14 protein-coding genes are annotated in these 19,716 nt (G+C 42.0%); 10 read left to right on the plus strand and 4 right to left on the minus strand.

Annotated features, from left to right (window positions below; translation table 11 throughout):
- Positions 1 to 31 precede the first annotated feature (31 nt).
- The gene (locus NSTC745_RS35580) at positions 32 to 340 is read right to left on the minus strand and encodes a Txe/YoeB family addiction module toxin (protein ID WP_445635230.1); all 309 of its coding nucleotides are present in this window, start codon (positions 338 to 340) and stop codon (positions 32 to 34) included.
- Positions 337 to 582 (minus strand): type II toxin-antitoxin system Phd/YefM family antitoxin, encoded by a 246-nt coding sequence (locus NSTC745_RS35585; RefSeq protein WP_445635231.1) that lies wholly within the window; start codon positions 580 to 582, stop codon positions 337 to 339. The genes NSTC745_RS35580 and NSTC745_RS35585 overlap by 4 nt, the downstream gene beginning before the upstream one ends.
- 215 nt (positions 583 to 797) lie before the next feature.
- Here NSTC745_RS35585 and NSTC745_RS35590 point away from each other — a divergent pair, with 215 nt between their 5' ends.
- From NSTC745_RS35590 to NSTC745_RS35605, 4 genes are all read left to right on the plus strand, one after another.
- Positions 798 to 1,202, plus strand: a complete 405-nt coding sequence (locus NSTC745_RS35590; protein WP_445635232.1) for a thiol-disulfide oxidoreductase DCC family protein — start codon at positions 798 to 800, stop codon at positions 1,200 to 1,202.
- A 224-nt stretch (positions 1,203 to 1,426) separates the two neighbouring features.
- Positions 1,427 to 3,274, plus strand: coding sequence for a malto-oligosyltrehalose trehalohydrolase (gene treZ / locus NSTC745_RS35595; RefSeq protein ID WP_445635233.1), 1,848 nt, complete (start codon positions 1,427 to 1,429; stop codon positions 3,272 to 3,274).
- Between the two features lie 244 nt (positions 3,275 to 3,518).
- Complete coding sequence (gene treY / locus NSTC745_RS35600) at positions 3,519 to 6,317, plus strand: malto-oligosyltrehalose synthase (RefSeq protein WP_445635234.1); 2,799 nt, start codon at positions 3,519 to 3,521, stop codon at positions 6,315 to 6,317.
- A gap of 157 nt (positions 6,318 to 6,474) precedes the next feature.
- A complete protein-coding gene (locus NSTC745_RS35605) occupies positions 6,475 to 7,989 on the plus strand; it encodes a trehalase family glycosidase (protein WP_445635235.1) in 1,515 nt (504 codons plus the stop codon).
- A 116-nt stretch (positions 7,990 to 8,105) separates the two neighbouring features.
- On the opposite strand, the gene NSTC745_RS35610 is transcribed toward NSTC745_RS35605, so the two are convergent.
- Positions 8,106 to 9,089 (minus strand): DUF1517 domain-containing protein, encoded by a 984-nt coding sequence (locus tag NSTC745_RS35610; RefSeq protein WP_445635236.1) that lies wholly within the window; start codon positions 9,087 to 9,089, stop codon positions 8,106 to 8,108.
- A gap of 913 nt (positions 9,090 to 10,002) precedes the next feature.
- On the opposite strand from NSTC745_RS35610, the gene NSTC745_RS35615 reads away from it, so the two are divergent.
- The 3 genes from NSTC745_RS35615 (at position 10,003) to NSTC745_RS35625 (ending at position 14,469) form a co-directional block, all read left to right on the plus strand.
- Positions 10,003 to 11,235 carry a glycosyltransferase family 4 protein gene (locus tag NSTC745_RS35615; protein ID WP_445635237.1) on the plus strand — a complete coding sequence of 411 codons (1,233 nt, stop codon included), beginning with the start codon at positions 10,003 to 10,005 and terminating at the stop codon, positions 11,233 to 11,235.
- 632 nt (positions 11,236 to 11,867) lie between these two features.
- On the plus strand, positions 11,868 to 13,121 hold the full coding sequence (locus tag NSTC745_RS35620) for a phosphotransferase family protein (protein ID WP_445635238.1): 1,254 nt from the start codon (positions 11,868 to 11,870) through the stop codon (positions 13,119 to 13,121).
- Positions 13,122 to 13,371: 250 nt separating this feature from the next.
- On the plus strand, positions 13,372 to 14,469 hold the full coding sequence (locus NSTC745_RS35625; RefSeq protein ID WP_445635239.1) for a T3SS effector HopA1 family protein: 1,098 nt from the start codon (positions 13,372 to 13,374) through the stop codon (positions 14,467 to 14,469).
- 587 nt (positions 14,470 to 15,056) lie between these two features.
- Here the strand turns inward: NSTC745_RS35625 and ahcY are convergent.
- Entirely contained in the window at positions 15,057 to 16,334 is a 1,278-nt protein-coding gene (ahcY, locus tag NSTC745_RS35630) for an adenosylhomocysteinase (RefSeq protein ID WP_445635240.1), read from the minus strand.
- Between the two features lie 596 nt (positions 16,335 to 16,930).
- Here ahcY and NSTC745_RS35635 point away from each other — a divergent pair.
- From NSTC745_RS35635 to NSTC745_RS35645, 3 genes are all read left to right on the plus strand, one after another.
- Complete coding sequence (locus NSTC745_RS35635; protein WP_445638768.1) at positions 16,931 to 18,562, plus strand: mechanosensitive ion channel family protein; 1,632 nt, start codon at positions 16,931 to 16,933, stop codon at positions 18,560 to 18,562.
- Positions 18,563 to 18,800: 238 nt separating this feature from the next.
- A complete protein-coding gene (locus tag NSTC745_RS35640; protein WP_190958943.1) occupies positions 18,801 to 19,064 on the plus strand; it encodes a hypothetical protein in 264 nt (87 codons plus the stop codon).
- Positions 19,065 to 19,344: 280 nt separating this feature from the next.
- Positions 19,345 to 19,716 carry a hypothetical protein gene (locus tag NSTC745_RS35645; RefSeq protein ID WP_193917874.1) on the plus strand — a complete coding sequence of 124 codons (372 nt, stop codon included), beginning with the start codon at positions 19,345 to 19,347 and terminating at the stop codon, positions 19,714 to 19,716.

Genomic DNA, 19,716 nt, shown 5'->3' on the forward strand with positions numbered 1-19,716 from the left:
AAACTAAATGTTGTCATCAACTACCTAGAACTTACTCATAATGCGTCCACATCCGAATTATCTTGACTACTTGTTCGGATTCGATAACTTCATATACCAAACGATGCTGTATGTTTATCCTGCGAGAATAAGCACCTGATAAATCACCAAGTAGCTTTTCATAAGGTGGAGGATTTTGAAAGGGATTTTTTTTAAGAACTACAAGCAACTCCTCGGCTTTTTCCTTTAAATTACTAGAAGCTAACTTCTTGGCATCTTTTTGCGCTTGTTTTGTGTAAACCAACCTCCAACTTACTTCTTTAGAATTAGGAAATGGTTCTTCATTACTGCCATGACTCACCAATCCAACTCCTCATCGCATTCTTCGATTGGCGTTGCTAGTCCTTCTTTGATAGATTCTCGCATTCCAGGTATAGATAACAAGTAAAGAGTCTCCTGAATTGCAGACCAGTCTTTTTCTGCAAGCAGAATGGCATTACCACGTTCACCCTGAATCATCACAGGCTTACCCTGCTCTAAAACTTGGTCTATGAGCTGTTGTAAATTATTTTGAGCGTCGTTGACGGGAAGCGAAGACATCATAATTTTTTGGCTAGTAATAATTATAATTTAGTTTATTTATGAGAAGTCAGTAGCGATCGCCTTTCATCTACCAGAAGAAGGAAGCCATAGGAATAACTTAGTTCAAATCAATATTCTAAACTGGAATTATATTGTCAGCAATCGATGAAATTAGATACGATTACTGAGACGTGATTAATTTTGAGTTTTGAATTTTGAATTGGGAGCAAAGCGACGTGACTTACTACGTAATCTACGACGGAAATTGTAATCTCTGCGTTACCTTAGTACAATTGCTAGAAACCTTAGACAAGGGAAACCTGTTTCAATACACTCCTATGCAAGACGAACAGAAACTTTTAGAGTGGGGAATTACAGCCCAAGATTGCGAACAGGGAATGATTTTAATTGATGGTAATGAGCCTCAAAGACGTTGGCAGGGTAGTAACGCAGCAGAAGAAATTGGGCGATTATTACCATTAGGAAGTATATTTGTAGACGCTTATCGGGCGTTACCAGGGGTGAAGTGGGCAGGCGATCGCTTTTACGAACAAATCCGCGATAACCGCTACACTATATTTGGCAAGCGTTCTAGTACTTATCAATCAACATACTGTGTTGATGGCAGCTGCAAGCCGTAGGAGTGGATGGCTGTGGGGGATATAAAGATACGACTAAAGCACAGCCACTAAAATTAATCATTAGAGAGAGTTTTATACTAAGAAATTCAGCCCTTCGATACTAGTAAAAAGTCTGGTAGAACCACCATGATCCTATTTGGCGTGTTTGTAAAGATCGTGTAACAACATGAAATTACTTTCACGGCAAAATTCAGCACAAAGTATTGTTGAAGAGGGGAATCTGCGTGAGAATAGGTGCTAATTATTTGGGTAACGGAGAGTGTGAATTTACAGTTTGGTCTCCAACGTTAGATAGCGTTGCTGTGCAAATTTTGACGCCCCAAGCGCAAGTAATTGCGCTTAAACCTCAAGCAGAGGGATACTGGCAGACGAAAGTGAATGATGTGTATCCGGGTACGCTTTATAAGTATGTGCTGAATGAGGAAAATGCTTTTCCCGACCCGGCGTCACAGTATCAACCAGAAGGCGTGCATGGCCCATCTCAAATCATAGATCCTCAGTTTGAGTGGACTGATGAAGGATGGTCTGGCATTCCTGTAGAATCGATGATTTTTTATGAACTTCATGTGGGGACATTCACCCCTGAAGGCACTTTTGCCGCCATTATTCCCCGCCTACCGGAACTACGAGAACTGGGAATTAATGCTATTGAAATCATGCCTATTTCCCAGTTTCCTGGAGATACCCATATTGAGCCTGCTTTAGCATACCGTAACTGGGGCTATGATGGCGTTTACTCCTATGCAGTACAAAATTCCTACGGTAGTCCAGCGGATCTCAAACAGCTGGTGAATGCTTGCCACGAAAACGGTATTGCTGTTGTGCTGGATGTGGTGTACAACCACTTTGGCCCGGAAGGTAATTACATGGGTCAGTTTGCGCCCTACTTTACCAGAACCTATAAAACGCCGTGGGGCAATGCGATGAATTTCGATGACGCCTTGAGTATGGGCGTGCGAAATTATTTTATCCAAAATGCGATTTATTGGTTGGGTGAATTTCATATTGATGCATTGCGGTTAGATGCAATTCAAGCAATTTATGACTTGGGAGCAAAGCATTTTTTGTGGGAATTAGCAGAAGCAGTTCATCATTTTTCCCAACAAGGGCAAAGATGGAAACAGCATTTAATTGCAGAAAGCGATTTAAATAATCCACAAATAATTCGTCCGGCAGAATTGGGCGGATATAATCTAGATGCCCAATGGAGCGATGATTTTCACCATGCATTGCATACACTTTTAACAGGCGATCGCCAAGGATATTATCAAGATTTTGGCACATTTGCCGACTTAGCAAAAGCTTATCAAGATACTTTTGTTTATGATTGGAAATACTCAGTCGATCGCAAACGATATCATGGTGTATCTTGCAGCGATCGCCCTTTATCACAGTTCTTAGTTTGCAGCCAAAATCACGACCAAATCGGCAACCAAATGAAGGGAGAACGCCTCACAGCGCGTATCTCTTTTGAAGGATTAAAAGTAGCTGCTGGTGCTGTTTTACTATCACCTTATTTGCCGTTATTATTCATGGGAGAAGAATACGGCGAACCCGCACCCTTCATATATTTTGTCAGTCACTCCGACCCAGATTTAATTCAAGCAGTTCGAGCCGGACGTAAAGAAGAATTTGAAGCATTTCACTATGAAGACGATCCCCCAGATCCCGAATCGGCAGAAACATTCTTAAAAAGTAAACTCAACTGGGAATTACGCCACGAAGGTAACCACAATGTTTTGTGGAATTGGTATCGTCAATTAATTAATTTACGCAAAACACATCCCGCACTTCTCAATCAAAACCGCGATTCTATCCAAGCAACTAGCGATGAAGAAAAGCAAATAGTTATCGTGCGTCGTTGGAGTGAAACGAGTGAAATAACATTTGTATTGAATTTTAATTCGTCTCCAGTAACAGTAACTCTCCCAATTCAAAGCAAGGCTCACAAACTATTAGATTCGGCAGACACTTCATGGTCTGGGCCTGGTTCCCAAGCGCCTGAATGTCTGTCTGCGGGAGAAGAAGTGAAATTGCAACCCATTAGTTTAGTACTGTATGAAAGGGAGTAGGGAGTTTAAGAGTTAGGAGTTAGGAGTTAGGAGTTATGAGTGGGGAGAGTTAGAATTTAAAGTTTTAGCCTAAAGGTTCAACGTTGAAGCTCAGAGGTTCACTGTTAAGCTTGAAAACCTCAAACTCTCAACTTTCGACTTATAACTCCCAACTCCTAACTCCTAACTCCTAACTCCCAAATAACTCCCAACTCCTAACTCTTCAGTCAACAGTCAACCATCATCACTCCCACGAAAAACAAGTATGCGAATTCCTAGAGCAACTTATCGAATTCAGTTTACACCTCAATTTGGCTTTGAAAATGCAAAAGCGATCGCTGCTTATCTTTCTGATTTAGGCATTTCGGATTTATATGCTTCGCCGATTTTCAAGGCGCGGTCTGGTAGTACCCACGGCTACGATATAGTAGATCCGACTCAACTCAACCCAGAACTGGGAACTAATGAGTCCTTTGATGCATTAATCAGTGAAATACAATCTTTAGAAATGGGTTGGTTACAAGATATTGTGCCCAACCACATGGCCTATAGCAGCGAAAATGAGTATTTAATGGATATCTTGGAACACGGGCCAGATTCCAGCTATACTGATTATTTCGACCTTTCTTGGAATGTACCATTTGGCGATCGCCAGCAACGAATTCTCGCTCCTCTACTGGGAGATTTCTATGGTGTATCTTTAGAAAACGGACACATTCAACTGCAATACGAACAAAACGGTTTAACCGTCAATTATTACAGTTTAAAACTCCCTCTGCGGTTAGAATCTTACACAAAATTTCTCACATACAATCTCGGCAAACTCACGCGCACGCTAGGCCGCAATCATCCTGATTTTATTAAGTTATTGGGGATTCTCTACATTCTCAAAAATGTACCTTCAGAAGTTGCAGGCAAACAGCGACAAGACCAAATTGCGTTTATCAAAGGGTTGGTTTGGGAACTCTACAATACCAACGATTTAATCCGCGAATTCGTTGAAGAAAACCTCAAAACTTTTAACGGAGAACCGGGCAATTCTGAAAGCTTTAATCTGCTAGACGATTTACTCAAAGACCAGTTTTATCGTCTTGCCTTCTGGAAAGTCGGGGCAGAAGAAATGAACTATCGGCGGTTCTTTACTGTCAATGAATTAATTTCTGTCAAAATCGAAGAACTGCGGGTTTTTAATAACACTCATAGTTTCATTCAAAGGCTAGTTGAAGAAGGCAAATTTACAGGTTTACGCATTGACCACATAGATGGGCTTTATAACCCACATCAGTACCTCGAACGGCTGCAAGAAAAAGCCCCAGATGTTTATATCACTGTTGAAAAAATTCTAGAACTGACGGAAGATTTGCCAGAGAATTGGAAGATTCAAGGTACGTCTGGATATGATTTTTTGAATTATGTCAATGGGGTATTTTGCCAAACTGACATAGAATTTTGGTTTGACAAAATTTACCATGCTTTTATCAGCAGTAAAGTAGATTATGCATCTTTGGTCAAGGAGAAAAAGCAGCTAATATTAGAAAAGAACTTAGCAGGTGACATAGATAATTTAGCCATCCTGTTAAAAAATATTTCCAGCAAATATCGCTATGGCAATGACTTTACCATCAATGGACTCAAAAGAGCGATCGCGGAAATTTTAACACTGTTCCCAATTTACCGTACTTATATTACTCCCGATGGCATTGGGGAAAGCGATAAACTCACCATTCAAGACGTAATTAGTCAAGCAAAAGAACAAGCACCTTTATTGCAGCATGAGTTAAATTTTATTGAAAAATTGATGCTGCTGGAATTTGATAATTCTCTTTCGCAAACAGAACGCGAACAGTGGATATATTTTGTCTTACGAATGCAGCAATACAGCGGCCCCCTCATGGCCAAAGGTGTAGAAGACACAACATTATATGTTTACAATCGCCTGATATCGCTCAATGAAGTGGGAGGAAATCCCAGCCATTTTGGTATTTCTGTAGCTGACTTCCACAGCTTTAACCAAAAGCACCAAGCAACATGGCCTCACACCATGAACACCACAGCTACCCACGACACCAAACGCGGTGAAGACGTGCGAGCAAGGTTAAATGTATTGTCGGAATTGCCAGAAGAATGGGAAGAAAAAGTTAACATCTGGAGTCATTATAATCAAGGACATCGCAAAATTCGCCACGGATTTGCCATGCCCGATCGCAATGATGAATATTTTCTCTATCAAACCTTAATTGGTGCGTTTCCCTTTGCCGAAGAAGAACGCGAATCTTTCGTAGAACGGGTGAAGGAATACATTATTAAATCAATTCGAGAAGCGAAGGTGCATACTGCATGGTTACGCCCTGATAGCGAATATGAAGAAGCTTGCACTTCCTTTGTGGAAAACGTTTTAAATCCTGCAAATTCTGGGCAATTTCTTGAAGCCTTTCATCCTTTTCAACAGCGAGTTGCCTACTTCGGAATCTTCAATTCTTTTTCCCAAACTCTACTCAAAACTATTGCTCCTGGCGTACCTGATTTTTATCAGGGAACGGAACTTTGGGAATTAAGTTTAGTCGATCCAGATAACCGCCGTCCCGTGGATTTTGATTTAAGGCGCAGTTATTTAAGCGCCATTAAAGAGCAAATCAAAACCGATATACTGGGATTAATTCAAAACTTGCTCAAAGACAAAACCGACGGTAGAATTAAACTGTTTTTAACGGCGCAATTACTCAAAGCCAGAAAAGATTATCTCTCATTATTCCAAGACGGAAATTATCTGCCCTTAGAAATTCACGGAACTCACGCTAATCATATTATTGCCTTTGCGCGACAATTAGGGAATCAAACAGCGATCGCCATCGCACCCCGCTTTTTCACTCGCCTCATTCAGCCTGGAGAAGATCCCTTGGGCGAGTCAGTCTGGAAAGATACGCACCTACAATTACCCCCTGGAACTTCCTCCTCTTGGAAAAATGTCTTAACCGAACAACCGTTAGAAAGCAAAGGAACTTTATCTATCGGGTCTGCTCTGGCTCATTTCCCAGTTGCTCTTTTGGTTAGTAGTGCTGAGTAAAAAATAGAATCTCACGCAGAGGCGCAAAGGCGCAGAGAAAACGCTGAAAAGCTCTGCGTTCCACCGAAGTTAAGATCGGCGGAAGCCGCCGCTCTGACTTCTCTCTGCGATTTCCTTAGCGTTCCTTAGCGTTTAAAAATAATTCCGAGTCCACATTATGACTACTTCACCACTCACCACCATACAGATTGACGCTGTACAAGCTCATATCAAAAAAACCTGGAAAACCTTAACCCGATCGCACGAACACTTATTACAATCTGCAAAGGATAGCAAGCTAGACCACACATCAGATACTCCTTGGATTGTCTACATTTCACCTTTAGAAGATTGTCCTAACGTCCAAAGTGTGTTAGAGCGAGCGCTATCTCCCAAGGATATGCAAAGAATTGAAATTCGCACTTTGCCTACCGAAATGGATGCAATTAAAGAGCATGGATTATTGTACCTGCCAGGGCCTTATGTTGTCCCCGGCGGTCGGTTTAACGAAATGTATGGTTGGGACAGCTACTTTATATTATTAGGACTTTTGCACGATGGCGAATTAGAACTTGCCCAAAGCCAAGTAGATCAATTACTCTACCAAGTGCAGCATTACGGTACTATCCTCAATGCCAACCGGACTTATATGCTGTCGCGATCGCAGCCGCCCGTCCTGAGTATGATGGTTATGGCGCTATTTGAACATACCCAGGATGAAGAGTGGTTGAAGTCAACTGTACCGCTACTAGAACAGTTTTACTATTACTGGGTAGTTCCGCCGCACCTCAATCCTGCAACAGGTTTATCCCGATTTTATGCCTTTGGCGAAGGCCCTGCACCAGAAGTTTTGTTTTCCGAGCGAGATGAGAACGGAAAAAGCCATTACGATCGCGTTAAAGAATACTACCAAACCTTTGACATTGAAGATTATGATGTCAGCCTTTATTACGATCGCGAAAATGACGAACTGACGAGGCTGTTTTATAAGGGCGATCGTACCATGCGCGAATCGGGTTTTGATATCACTAACCGATTTGGTCCCTTCAGTGCTGATATCCTGCATTACGCTCCTGTCTGCCTGAACAGTTTGCTGTATCAGATGGAACTAGACTTAGCAGAAATTCAGGAAATATTCGGTAATCTAGAATTAGTGCAACAATGGCGCGAACGTGCAGAGAATCGCCGCGAACGCATCAACCAGTATCTCTGGGATGAAGAACAGGGATTGTATCTAGATTATCATTTCCAGAGCGAACAACGCCGTCGTTATGAATTTGCCACGACATTCTATCCGCTATGGTTGGGAATTGCTTCCCCATCCCAAGCCAAACGCCTGGTAGAAAATCTTTCTTTGTTTGAAGCCCCAGGGGGAATTTTTACCAGTACTCGCGTTACTGGTAACCAGTGGGATGCCCCCTTTGGCTGGGCGCCGCTGACGTTAATCGCTGTCCAAGGACTTCATCGCTATGGATATCATACAGAAAGCGATCGCATTGCCAACAAATTCCTCGCTATGGTGGTTAAGGAATTCGGGCGTCACAACACTTTAGTTGAGAAATATGATGTCGAACGCTGTTCTGCCAACGTTTCCGATGAAATCTGCTTTGGATATAGTTCTAACGAAGTTGGTTTCGGCTGGACAAATGGAGTCATTCTCGAACTTTTAGCAGCGTCTTGGAAAAAAAGTTAAACCAAGAACCTCAGCCTACAAAAATAGAGACGTTGCAATGCAACGTCTCTACATTTGTTTTAAACCCTTGTCTGGCTGGTTATGAATTCTGACTCCTGAATTCTGATTCCAAAAAATTAAACCAATCTCAAATCAGAATAATTTGCCAACACATCATCTGATGTCAGAGTATCGCCTTCAGCTTGGGGAGTCCAAAGAACCTCAATTGCTAGAAGTCTATCGCTGGGGATACTACCAATTTGGCGTAGGGCTTGGCGCAAATCATCACCGCTGTTAATTTTTGGGATTTCAGATTTGCCTAGTGTCGCCGCTAATAAAGTGACGATAATGTATTCGCCAGGGCCTTCAGTGATTAGACGGGTGGGGTTGTCGATTTCATCAGCTGGAGGTAAAGCTTCTTTGGCGAGGGCTGCTTTGAGTTGGTTGTTGACGTTAGTCAGAGTTTCTTCGCTAAACTTGCTGCGTTCTGCTAGTGATAAGCGGTTGAACTGAGCTTCAGCTGAGTTTAATCTGGCTTGTTGAGTATCACCACCTGCGTATACCCAATACTCTGGATGGCGGAGTAAAGCTAAACTGGCTTCTTGAAGTATTTCTGCTCTTCCTTCTGGGGAGTTGGTATCAGCAGTTTCAGCAATGTGGTTGAGTTCATTTTGCAAATCGCGAGCTTGAGCCAATAAGCCGACTTGCAAACGAGTCACGGAAACTGGAGAGCTGGTGCTGTAATCTGCTTCTTGTGTTTCACCGCTAGCAGCACGACGGAAACTTTGTAATAAGAAATTACCGATCGCCAAAAAAATTAAAATGCCAAATAGGCCGCCAAATCCGCCTCCAATTCCCCAAAAAGGAATCAAGAAGGGAAAGCCAAAACCGCCGCCGGGATAATATCCACCACCGGGATAATATCCGCCACCGCCTGGAGGTGCATAGGTGCGCGGTGTATACGTGCGGCTAGAGGGGACTCTAAATGAGCCACCGCCAATTCGTCCGCCACTAGCAGCTAAGGCGCCATCGGCGTGACTCAGAGCCAATGTTAACACCAGGCTGAGGGCTAGGAAGGTTTTTAGTAGCGGTTTGATGATTTGTTGTAGTTTTTTACGCATAATACAATCGCTTCAAAAACGGAATTTTTTATGATTTTTCCCTACGTTCTTGGGATTCTTGTGGTGTGTCACTAACGCCAGCCCGTAACAACCTTTGCGATTTGTAGCATTTAGCTTTAACAGCTACACATTCACTTTACCGCGTCCGATCTTGGGTAGGCAGCGAGCGCAGGGGGGATTTCTCTACAGGAGAACCGTACCTAAAGATATGTTCGCGATTAGAGAAATTGGCATCGACTAATTTCGCAATCCTAATTTGAATTGTAGAAATTATCAGCGATGAGTGTTGAGTGTCAACAGCTTCTACCAAGATTTAACAAATTATTTAGGATTGTTATTATTGCTATGTCTTTGACTAGCAATTTTTGACTACAGTTTTGAATTATACAGATTATTTGAAATTTTAGTAATTATTTTCACTTATTTATTTAATACTTGGCGCTAATTATTTTCTTCCCTTCTCGGAAATTTTGTAATAAATTACACAACAATACTATAAAAATCACTTTAGCTCCACACACAAGGGTTAATCGCCTCTCTACTCGCTATTCTCCAAACAATAGACATCTTGGCATTCTGGCACAACTGTCGAGACTATTTCAGATATTCTGTTGAACGTAGCTAAATTTCAAAATTTTCGCCACGTTTGCTCGTCGAGCGATTTAGCTGCAAGTGATAGCTTCATATTTATTGTTGACGAAAGACAAAAATTCTCAGGTGATGAGAAATTTACCAAATGAAATCAAATATACAGAAATTAAAACTAATATTACTGGCTAATGTTCTCAAATCAGCTTAGAATTTATCTACAGCATTCGTGAAAAAAACAAACAATAATTATCCTGCTTTGGAAAATCATCTCAATTGTAAATAAATACAAAAAATATTTAAAAATCGAGTTCTCAAGTTGATTATGGAACATATTTCTCAACTCACAGCCAACATTAGAGACGAAACTGCACATCCGGATATTCTGGTTATATCCCGAATCTTCTTACCGAAACAAGCTGTCATTGGGGAATATATCTACAATCGGTGTTTGCAAGATCCAGAACGAGTGATTGTGTTGGCGGCTGGTTGCTCAGGAGATAAAGTATTTGACGAAAATCAACAGTTTCCTATATATCGCTGGTTTTATCCTAAATACTGGCATAGCGGCTGTTTAGCAAGTTTTCTCAAGCCTTTGGTGAATATTGTTTGCTCCTTTGTGCTAGCAATTAGACTTTATTTTCGCTATCACTACCGTTATATTGAGTGGGGCCACGGCTATGATTTTCCTTCACTGTTGCTATTGAGCTATTTCTTACCGATTCGCTTTTTTATCTATCTGCATGGCAACGATCTTGTGGTTCCGTTGCATAATCCGGTGTGGCGATCGCTATTTAAATTAACACTTCATAGAGCTGAAGGCATTGTTTGTAATAGTTCTTATACACAAAACTATCTCAGAAGTGCCTTGCGGTTAGACACACCAACCTATGTCATCAATCCAGTAATCAGACCAGAAAAATTTGGTAATATAACAACTTCTGCTAGTCTACTAGATGATTTACGCACGCGGGTGCGTCAAAGTTACAACATTCCCGAAACAGCAATAGTTATCCTCTCAGTAGGAAGGTTAGTAAAACATAAAAGCTTTGAGAGCGTCATTGATAACATTCCACTATTGCTAACTTTTGGTGTGGATGTCCACTACATAATTTGCGGTCAAGGGCCTTGTGAGTTAGAACTAAAATCTCTCGCACATCGCTTGCGAGTAGGTAAAAGAGTACACTTTGCTGGATATGTACCAGAGAAACAATTAGCAGGTTATTATGCAGCCTGTGACATATTTGCTATGCTGAGTTTATTAGATACAAAACATCATAATCTAGAAGGTTTTGGTATCGTATATTTAGAAGCAAGTTACTTCGGTAAACCTGTAATTGCCCCTCGCTTAGGTAGTGTTTTAGACACAGTTCAACACGAGGAAAATGGCATACTCGTGAATCCCAATTCTGGTTATGAGGTTTTTCAAGCTTTTAATAGGTTGTGCAAAAACCAACAGCTACGCGAACAGCTTGGTCGCAAAGGGAAAGAATTAGCTAATCGTAGAACCCTTCATCGTTCGCTGTACAAATCAGAAACAAAAAACATGATTTTGTGAAATCAACATTGAGTAGGGGCGTACATCTATACGCCTCTACTATTGTGTTATGACAAGTCTCTATAGGAGTCCTAAAGGAAACGCAGGGCAAAGTCTGTAGCAAGCTCCCGGAGGGTGCGCCGGCTTTTGGCGAAAATTTAGGCAAAAAATAATTAGTAACCGGCTAAAGTGTCCGGTTTTTTTGCCTTTGTGATGATAAATAAAAATAATAACGTTGAAAGTCATGCTTCGTACCCCGAAGAATTGCTGAAATTCTTCGCTGCTTTCAGGATGACTGCTGACAACATCTGCCGCCAATCAGTTTTTTTTGCTGGGGATGCTGCTAATCCGCTACAAACAAGGGAGACAGAGCTACATCAAAAGGCTCTACCACAAAATTTGCTCTAGATGTGTCTAAGTAACTATGCTGAGGAAGTGTAAAGATGTCACGGTGTCATGGAGGCAATTTTAAAGCAATTATAAAGAGCTAGGTGCCATTTTGGCAGGTTTAGATCGTAAATATGCGATATTAGTAGATTGTACAAATCTTTATTCTTGCTCGCACACTAGTTACTATCTACCTAAAGCTGCTAAGGCTGAGCGAATTCTGACACGGATGAACTTACAGTAATTTACGAAGTAGGAAATAATACATGGTATTATCACTGTCTTCTCACAACGTTATCCAGTATCTGCAAAATGCGGGTCTGTGTAACTCAGAAGGTGGCACGGATAAATTTGATTTGCCAGGGAGTAGCAAGAAAAATTTCAATTTAGTTGTAACTCTAGCTGACAATCGCAAACTGCTCCTTAAACAAGAACGTAACCTTAACAGTGAAGGTCAGCCCCATGAGTTATTTAAAGAGTGGCTCTTTCACCAATTGCTCCAGCAGTTTCCAGTTTTCGGTAATGCTTCGGCGATGCCTACGGCGGTAAACCACGCACCATTAGTAGTGCATTTTGACGAAGAAAATTCTATCCTCGTCCGCAACTACCTAAGTGACTACCTGGAGCTTGGGACAGTATACCACAATAATGAAATTTTTCCACCAGAAATTGCTTATGCCATTGGCACGGCTTTGGCGGGACTGCATCGTACAACCTTCCAACGCCGAGAATATAGGGATTTTATGGCAGCTGCTCCCCAAGGGGAGTTTCGCTATGGCTTTTACAATCCAGCTCAAGGGATAGGATCGATTAGTCCAGAGATTTTTGGTACTGTTCCCAGCGATGCGTTGAAATTCTATCTACTCTATCAACAATACGAGAGTTTGGAATCTGCGATCGCAGATTTGGCGTATGAGTGGAACCCTTGCTGCTTAACTCACAACGACCTGAAATTGGACAACATTTTAGTTCATTCTCGCTGGCAGCAACTAGACAATTGCCTAGTGCGGCTAATTGATTGGGAAGCTTGTGCGTGGGGAGATCCAGCTTTTGATTTAGGAACTTTATTAGCAAGCTATTTAGAAATTTGGCTCAAAAGTCTGGTAGTAGACCCTACCATTGAATTAGAAGAATCTCTCAATTTGGCGTTGATACCCTTAGAGATTTTACAGCCTTCAATGATTGCCCTCATCAGGTCTTACCTCAATGCTTTCCCGATGATTTTGGAATACCGTAGTGACTTTATTTTGCGCGTTATCCAATTTGCAGGGCTGGCACTGATTCATCAAATTCAGGATACGATTACCTGGCGTAAATACTTTAGCAATGCTGATATCTGTATGCTGCAAGTAGCTAAAAGTTTACTCACTATGCCAGAACAGGCTGTGCTGACTATTTTCGGTATCTCACAATCAGAAATTGTCAACCCTGTGGCTAAAGTCCATAAACTTCCTCAACCTCAAAAACAGCAGCAGTTACTTCGCATTTATTACGAAAAAACTCGACTCCGTGGTTGCTAATGATAGGAAACCGAATAGCAATAATTCAGAATTCAGGAGTCAAAGTAGTTGAAGAATCAGCAAAAATTTTGATGAAGTAACACAGCTAATCAGACTGTATTTATTTTGAATTCTGAATTCTGAGTATTGAAGTTTTACGAAATTTTAAATTCTTCTGCGTATTATTTCTCTTATCATAAATCTCACAGGATTTTGCTCCATAGTAGTTTTATGATTTTGAATTTTATCTTTTTGAGTTATAAATGGATTAATGCTATATTCTGCCAATCAACCGCTGACTTCTCTATTAGATATTGCTAGAAATATCCACATTGAGTCGAATTTTTGTATTTACCATCCCAACTATCAACCCTTTGCTCTGCCGACTAAAGTAGCCGATAGATTTCAGCAAACCCCGGTAGATTTGCAACAAAAGTATCTGACTCTACTACTGCGAAATTTTCTCTATGGGATCTATTACAATGGCTCCCTACAAAGTACTTTGACAGTCAATACTGATATTAAATATCACACATATAAATATAATTTAGAAGATAGTTCTATTTCCGATATTGATTGGGATTTCTACAAACAACTGCACGAAAGTAATCACGGTGTAGGCTACTTTGACTCACAATGGGAAGTATTGCGCCAAGAACCTGATGGTACGATGGCGGTGACGAAAGGCGGTTTAACACTTTATATTGAGCCAGACTGTCACTTAGAATCTAGTAAAAAATCTACTAAGGTGGGTGATATAGTAGCAATTTGGATGCCTAAAAATCGGCTACAAAACGGTTGTTATGTGGCAGTTAGTAATGTGGCACAGGAACAGCAAAGCAATCCAGACAGTGATTTAGGAGCAGGGCGAATCTACTTTAATTTAACCCCATCTGGTGCGATCGCTCTCATGGATAGCCTAACACTGCAACTAAATGCAGCCTCGATTCCTTTTAGCTTTCAGGTTCTGCACAATCCCTCTGCATACGGACGCTATGATTCGGGGGTACTCTACTTTGAACTCCAAGACTATCTAGCAATCCACACCATCCTTGAGATTGTTTATTCAGAGAACCAATTTCATTTCCAGCCAGAAATTCCCTTGTTTACGAAATTTTTAGCACCAGGGTTAGGTTTAGCAGAAGAACCAAGCCAAAAATTTGCCGCACAAGAAAGTTTTGGTATGAACCGCTGTCAAATTGTTGCTAATGCCTTGTTAGAAGCTTGGCAAAAAGGTAAGAATGCGATGGAAGAACGAATGAGGGTGATTAACCAACACTTTACACGCCACGCCCTTGACTTGCAGCGTCCCTACCTGAACCCGAATTCTCAAGATATTTATATTCCTCTGAAATTACAGCAGATTTAAAGTTTGTCAATTGTAATAGTAGTAGACCTTGCCTTGAAAATAGGGACTCTTTACTGGTGACTGGTGACTGGGAAAACCAAGATATTTTCATTGTTCCTTGTGCGTGCAACTCATGGAGTAAGAGTGCATAAATAATTTTTTATCTCACGCAAAGGACGCAAAGAGGAGGCAGCGCGGTCTTGGGGGTTTCCCCCATGAGCGACTGCCGTCGCAAAGAAGAGGAGGAAAAGAAGGACTTTTGCAAGAAGTGTCAGTCCAGTAGGGTGCGTTACGCCAAAGGCTAACGCACCTAAATCTTGGCGTGTTATGGCGTAGCCTAACACACCCTACAGATACTGCATTAGACTTCTTGCTTTTATTGGGGAAAAGGGTAAGGGGTATGGTTCGGCAAGCTCACCAACCAGGGGAAAGCGGCTCATAAAAACCCTTTTCCCTTTAACCTTTTACCTTTCCCTCCCTCTTGCAAAAGTAACTTTTGCAAGAGGTCTATTATCAAAGATATCTTTCGCTGACATCGAAAGTTAAAAACACAAAAAAAGGGGATAGGCTTTAGCTTATCCCCAAAAAAATTAGTTAATCAATTAACATTAAGTTCCACTAGTCCAAGAGTTGATGTACTCAATTTGGTCGGGTGTTAGGCTATCGATCGCAATTCCTAATGCTTGCAACTTGAGTCGAGCAATTTCTTGGTCTACTTCAGTAGGAATGGAGTGTAAACCAGCTTGCAACTTACCTTTATTCTTCACGAGATATTCCACAGCTAAAGCCTGGTTGGCAAAGCTCATATCCATCACGGCGCTGGGATGTCCTTCCGCAGCGGCGAGGTTAATCAAGCGTCCTTGACCGAGAACCACGACTGATTTGCCGCTGGTTAATTTATACTCTTCGGTGAAAGGACGGACTTCTTTGATTTCCTTAGCTTGACTAGCCAAGTATTTTAGGTCGAGTTCAATATCAAAGTGACCGGAGTTACAAACTATCGCACCGTCTTTCATCGCATCGAAATGTTCGCCGCGAATTACGTGTTTGTTACCGGTGACTGTGATAAACAAGTCGCCAACTTTAGCGGCTTCTGCCATTGGTAGCACGCGGAAACCATCCATCACCGCTTCAATTGCTTTGATGGGGTCAATTTCGGTAACAATTACGTTACCACCCAAACCACGGGCCCGGAGTGCTGTACCTTTACCGCACCAGCCATAACCAACAACGACGATGGTTTTACCAGCTAGCAGAATGTTTGTAGCGCGGATGATGCCGTCAAGGGTCGATTGCCCGGTACCATAGCGGTTATCAAAGAAGTGCTTGGTGTCAGCATCATTAACATTCACTGCGGGGAAGGTGAGAACGCCATCTTTGAACATGGCCTTCAGGCGGACGATTCCCGTTGTGGTTTCTTCGGTGGTGCCAATCAAATCAGCAATTTGATGTTGGCGTTCTTGGATCAATGTCGCAACCACGTCGCTACCATCATCAATGATGATGTTGGGGCGGTGATCTAAAGCTATTTGAACGTGGCGGTTATAAGTTGCGTTATCTTCGCCTTTTTGGGCAAATACGGGAATTTCATGATCGACAACGAGGCTAGCAGCTACGTCATCTTGGGTTGATAGGGGATTGCTAGCAATTAGCAGTGCGTCTGCACCACCGGCTTTAAGAGCGATCGCCAAATGTGCTGTTTCTGTTGTGATGTGGGCACAAGCCACAAGGCGTAATCCAACAAAGGGCTTTTCTTGAGCAAAGCGATCGCGGATTTGCCGTAATACTGGCATTTCGCGTCCAGCCCATTCAATGCGCTGTCTTCCCAAGGCAGCTAGGCCGAGGTCTTTAACCTCGTGCTTTAATCGGGGAGAAGTTGCGGTCATCAAAAGTTACCTCAAAAATGTGAAAAAGTTACGTACAATCTACGCACTCTACTAGGTTATTCTACGACTGGCAATTTTCGCTCAGAAAGCAAATTACTAGTCAAGACTCCTCAGAACTAGCTTGACGTTTGATTCGCCTAATGTCAACTTCATCGTCAGCTTTTTCCTTTTTGTTTTATCTTTGGTAAGAGTAAGACTTTTCTTAGCTTTGCTCGCCTAGTCTCAGTAAATTTTCATCTGTCTAAAGATAGATTATTGCTAAAAAAACATCAAAAATTCATCATTTGGAGGGAAAGACTTAACTTTAGATAGGCACATTTACTCAGATTTATTGAGCAGGATGGTTATGAAATTAGTCAATGGAAAATTTTACTCAAGGAGGTGTTTGAGTGCGCTTTCAATTTTTGGCGGCCGCGAAGGGAATTCTATTGCCGAGCTTTGCAAAAGGTTCAAAGGAGCAGGGACAGGTATTTTCAGCAGGAACATACCTTGGTAACATCGCCAAGCCTGTGCCACACTTGGAGGCTTCCAATCAAGCGTCCCACTTGTCTAAAAAGAATGTATCGCCCAAAGGTCGCAAAGGTTCGGGTGTAATAATGGCGATCGCAACTTCAATGGCTATAACAGTTGTAGCTGTGCCAAAAGCCACCGCCCAGATTCCTTTTTTATTTGATTTGCAAGCTCCCAAGAGTGCGAGCAATGATTCCAATGATAGAGTTGTTTCCGGCTGGATTTATTTGGATGGTCGTCGCTTATTTCAGATAGCCGCATCAAAAACTAACTTTCCTGAGCGTTTAGAAGACATCCAAAAGAAACTAGAAGCGATTAGTCAATATTACTTTCAGTTACCAGCAAACGCACCAGTCAAGGTAGAAGTTCGCAAAGTCAACGAATTACCAGTAATTTACGTCAACGACCAATATCTGATGACCGTCACCTCTGAAGATGCTGGACTGCGACAGGTGGATATTTCAACATCCGCAAATCAAATTGCCGACTCATTAAAAGAAGACTTACAACAGGCAAAACAAGAGAGACAAACTCAATTTTTAATCGATCAAAGTAAAATTGCTGGGGCTACGGCGCTAGCAATGATTGTTATGAGTTCCGCGGTATATGGCTGGCAGAGACGTTCCAAAAAAAAATCAGACTCCGTTGCCTCCCAAGCCCAAAACGAACTCTTCGATTCCCCAACTTTAACGGCGGCTCAACCAATTACAACACAACTAGATCGACGGCAAGTCCGACATGTAGAAGAAGCTAAGAGAAGATTGTTCCAGCTAACTCAAGCAGGAATTTGGGGAGGTGGAAGTTTCTTTATCTTGGGTTTGTTTCCCTACACGCGAGGATTTCAAGTAGCAATTCTCACGGCTGCTCAATTTCCCTTGCGATTAGGTGTTGTGTTATTGGTAACTTACGTAGCAGTGCGTCTGAGCTATGCGTTGATTGACCGCTTCGCCTCCACTTTAATCAAAAATAGTGCTTTTATCACCCCAGAAGATTCTGCACGTCTGCAACTGCGAGTTTCCACATTTTCTGGTGTAACTAAAAGTATTGCTACCGTTATCTGCGTGGGAGTAGGCTTTTTGCTGGCGCTGGTAGCCTTGGGTATAGATGTCGTCCCCTTGCTAGCGGGTGCAAGTTTGGTTGGTGTTGCCGTATCCTTAGCTTCGCAGAACTTGATTAAAGATGCGATTAACGGTTTCTTGATCATCCTAGAAGACCAGTATGCTTTAGGCGACGTGATTAATGTAGGAAATGTCGGAGGCTTAGTAGAAAACTTAAATCTGCGAATGACCCAGGTGCGGGATTCCGAAGGGCGGTTAATTACCATTCCCAATAGTGAAATAAAAGTTGTTGCCAATCTTTCTAGCCGTTGGTCGCGAGCCGATTTAACGATTCCCATCGCTTACCAAGCGGATACAGAAGAGGCTTTGAAGTTGATTAAAACCGTTGCAGACAACATGAATCAAGAACTGCAATGGCAGCATCAAATCATAGAACCACCCCAAGTTTTAGGAATAGATCAATTTGGCGATCGCGGTTTAATTATTCGTGTCTGGATTAAAACACAGCCCCTTAAACAATGGGATGTCGCACGAGAGTTTCGCCGCCGTCTGAAAATCGCCTTAGACGAAGCCGGAATTTCAATCTCTGTACCTCAACAAGCAATTTTGCTGAATGATAATGAGTTATTAAATTTACAAAATAATGGTAAATCTAATTAGAAATAGGGAGTAGGGAGTGGGGAGTGGGAAGTAGGGAGTGTGGGGGGAAAGAGAATTCATGCCCCCTCTCTTCCCATCCCTCCCACCCCTCCCACACCTCTCCGCTTGCCCCATACCCAATCTCCCATTGGCAATTTAGTACAAAAGTACTATAATATAGATAGCGTTGGCAAAGCCTAGCCAAAGGCACAATGGCTGCGTGAAAACCTTCTGGAAGATGGGTTAAAGGGTTAGTTCGATGATGAAGCATTATATTCTCAACCTCAATCCGACTGCCAAGCATGAATGGGATCGCTGCATTTTACGTGACCCCCTGACAGCTAAGCGTCCGGATATTGCCAAATTAATTGCTGAAGCAGTTGGCGCAGACACAGGCAGTTATTTGGTGAGTGTAAATATCGAAGTTCAAGTGTTGGAACAAGCAGCGATACCTCAAGCCGAACAACTCTCGCTTTCGTTTCCAGAGGTGAGTGTACCGTCACAACTGCGGGAAGCGGCTTGAGACACGGTGCAGTATTTCATTAGAGATATTGTTGGGTTGCGTTTGGTTTAACGCAACTTCAATTTTTTCTACAACAGAATTCAGTCTAAATCTGACCAAAACAGAGTCTTTGAGTCGGTTGGAATCACTACGTTTTTAGTATATTTGACTATAATAGATATATAGCGTTTATAAACTTGGTTAAGTGTAAACTGCTCTGTGACAGCCTTTTGGGAAATGGATTCCAAGGTTAGTTTTATGCTCAAACATTAAATTCTTGACCTTAGAGGAAAATTATTAGATGATGCAACTGAGTCATTATCCAGGTGCGATCGCTCAAGCTGCTCAACGGGCTAATGAAATAGATTCTCAGTTGATGGCAGTGCAGCACCAAATTAATCGATTTGAAGGCAATGCGGATCGTGTCGCCGCCTTTGAGATGGATTTGAAAAATGATGCTCAACGCAAGGCGCGGCGTTTTGAAGTGCTGCTTGTGAATCAGGAATATCAAAAGGCGATGGACACCTTAATTCGCTTGACTGGGGAAAAGGCAAATGCCATCGGACATTTAGAATATCTGCGTAACCAGTTTAGTGTAGCAAAGTTAGAAGCTAGATTAGCGATCGCTCAACAACTCACTGATTTTGAATCTCGTGAATTAGTAGGTTTATAG

The organism is Nostoc sp. DSM 114161, assembly GCF_052692665.1.

Excerpts from the sequence above, each read along its gene's own strand:
- NSTC745_RS35615 (WP_445635237.1), top strand. The coding sequence starts at position 10,003 with ATGGAACATATTTCTCAACTCACAGCCAACATTAGAGACGAAACTGCA.
- NSTC745_RS35620 (WP_445635238.1), top strand. The coding sequence starts at position 11,868 with ATGGTATTATCACTGTCTTCTCACAACGTTATCCAGTATCTGCAAAAT.
- NSTC745_RS35645 (WP_193917874.1), top strand. The coding sequence starts at position 19,345 with ATGATGCAACTGAGTCATTATCCAGGTGCGATCGCTCAAGCTGCTCAA.
- NSTC745_RS35610 (WP_445635236.1), bottom strand. The coding sequence starts at position 9,089 with ATGCGTAAAAAACTACAACAAATCATCAAACCGCTACTAAAAACCTTC.
- NSTC745_RS35640 (WP_190958943.1), top strand. The coding sequence starts at position 18,801 with ATGATGAAGCATTATATTCTCAACCTCAATCCGACTGCCAAGCATGAA.
- NSTC745_RS35585 (WP_445635231.1), bottom strand. The coding sequence starts at position 582 with ATGATGTCTTCGCTTCCCGTCAACGACGCTCAAAATAATTTACAACAG.
- NSTC745_RS35625 (WP_445635239.1), top strand. The coding sequence starts at position 13,372 with ATGCTATATTCTGCCAATCAACCGCTGACTTCTCTATTAGATATTGCT.
- treY (WP_445635234.1), top strand. The coding sequence starts at position 3,519 with ATGCGAATTCCTAGAGCAACTTATCGAATTCAGTTTACACCTCAATTT.
- ahcY (WP_445635240.1), bottom strand. The coding sequence starts at position 16,334 with ATGACCGCAACTTCTCCCCGATTAAAGCACGAGGTTAAAGACCTCGGC.
- NSTC745_RS35605 (WP_445635235.1), top strand. The coding sequence starts at position 6,475 with ATGACTACTTCACCACTCACCACCATACAGATTGACGCTGTACAAGCT.
- NSTC745_RS35635 (WP_445638768.1), top strand. The coding sequence starts at position 16,931 with ATGGCGATCGCAACTTCAATGGCTATAACAGTTGTAGCTGTGCCAAAA.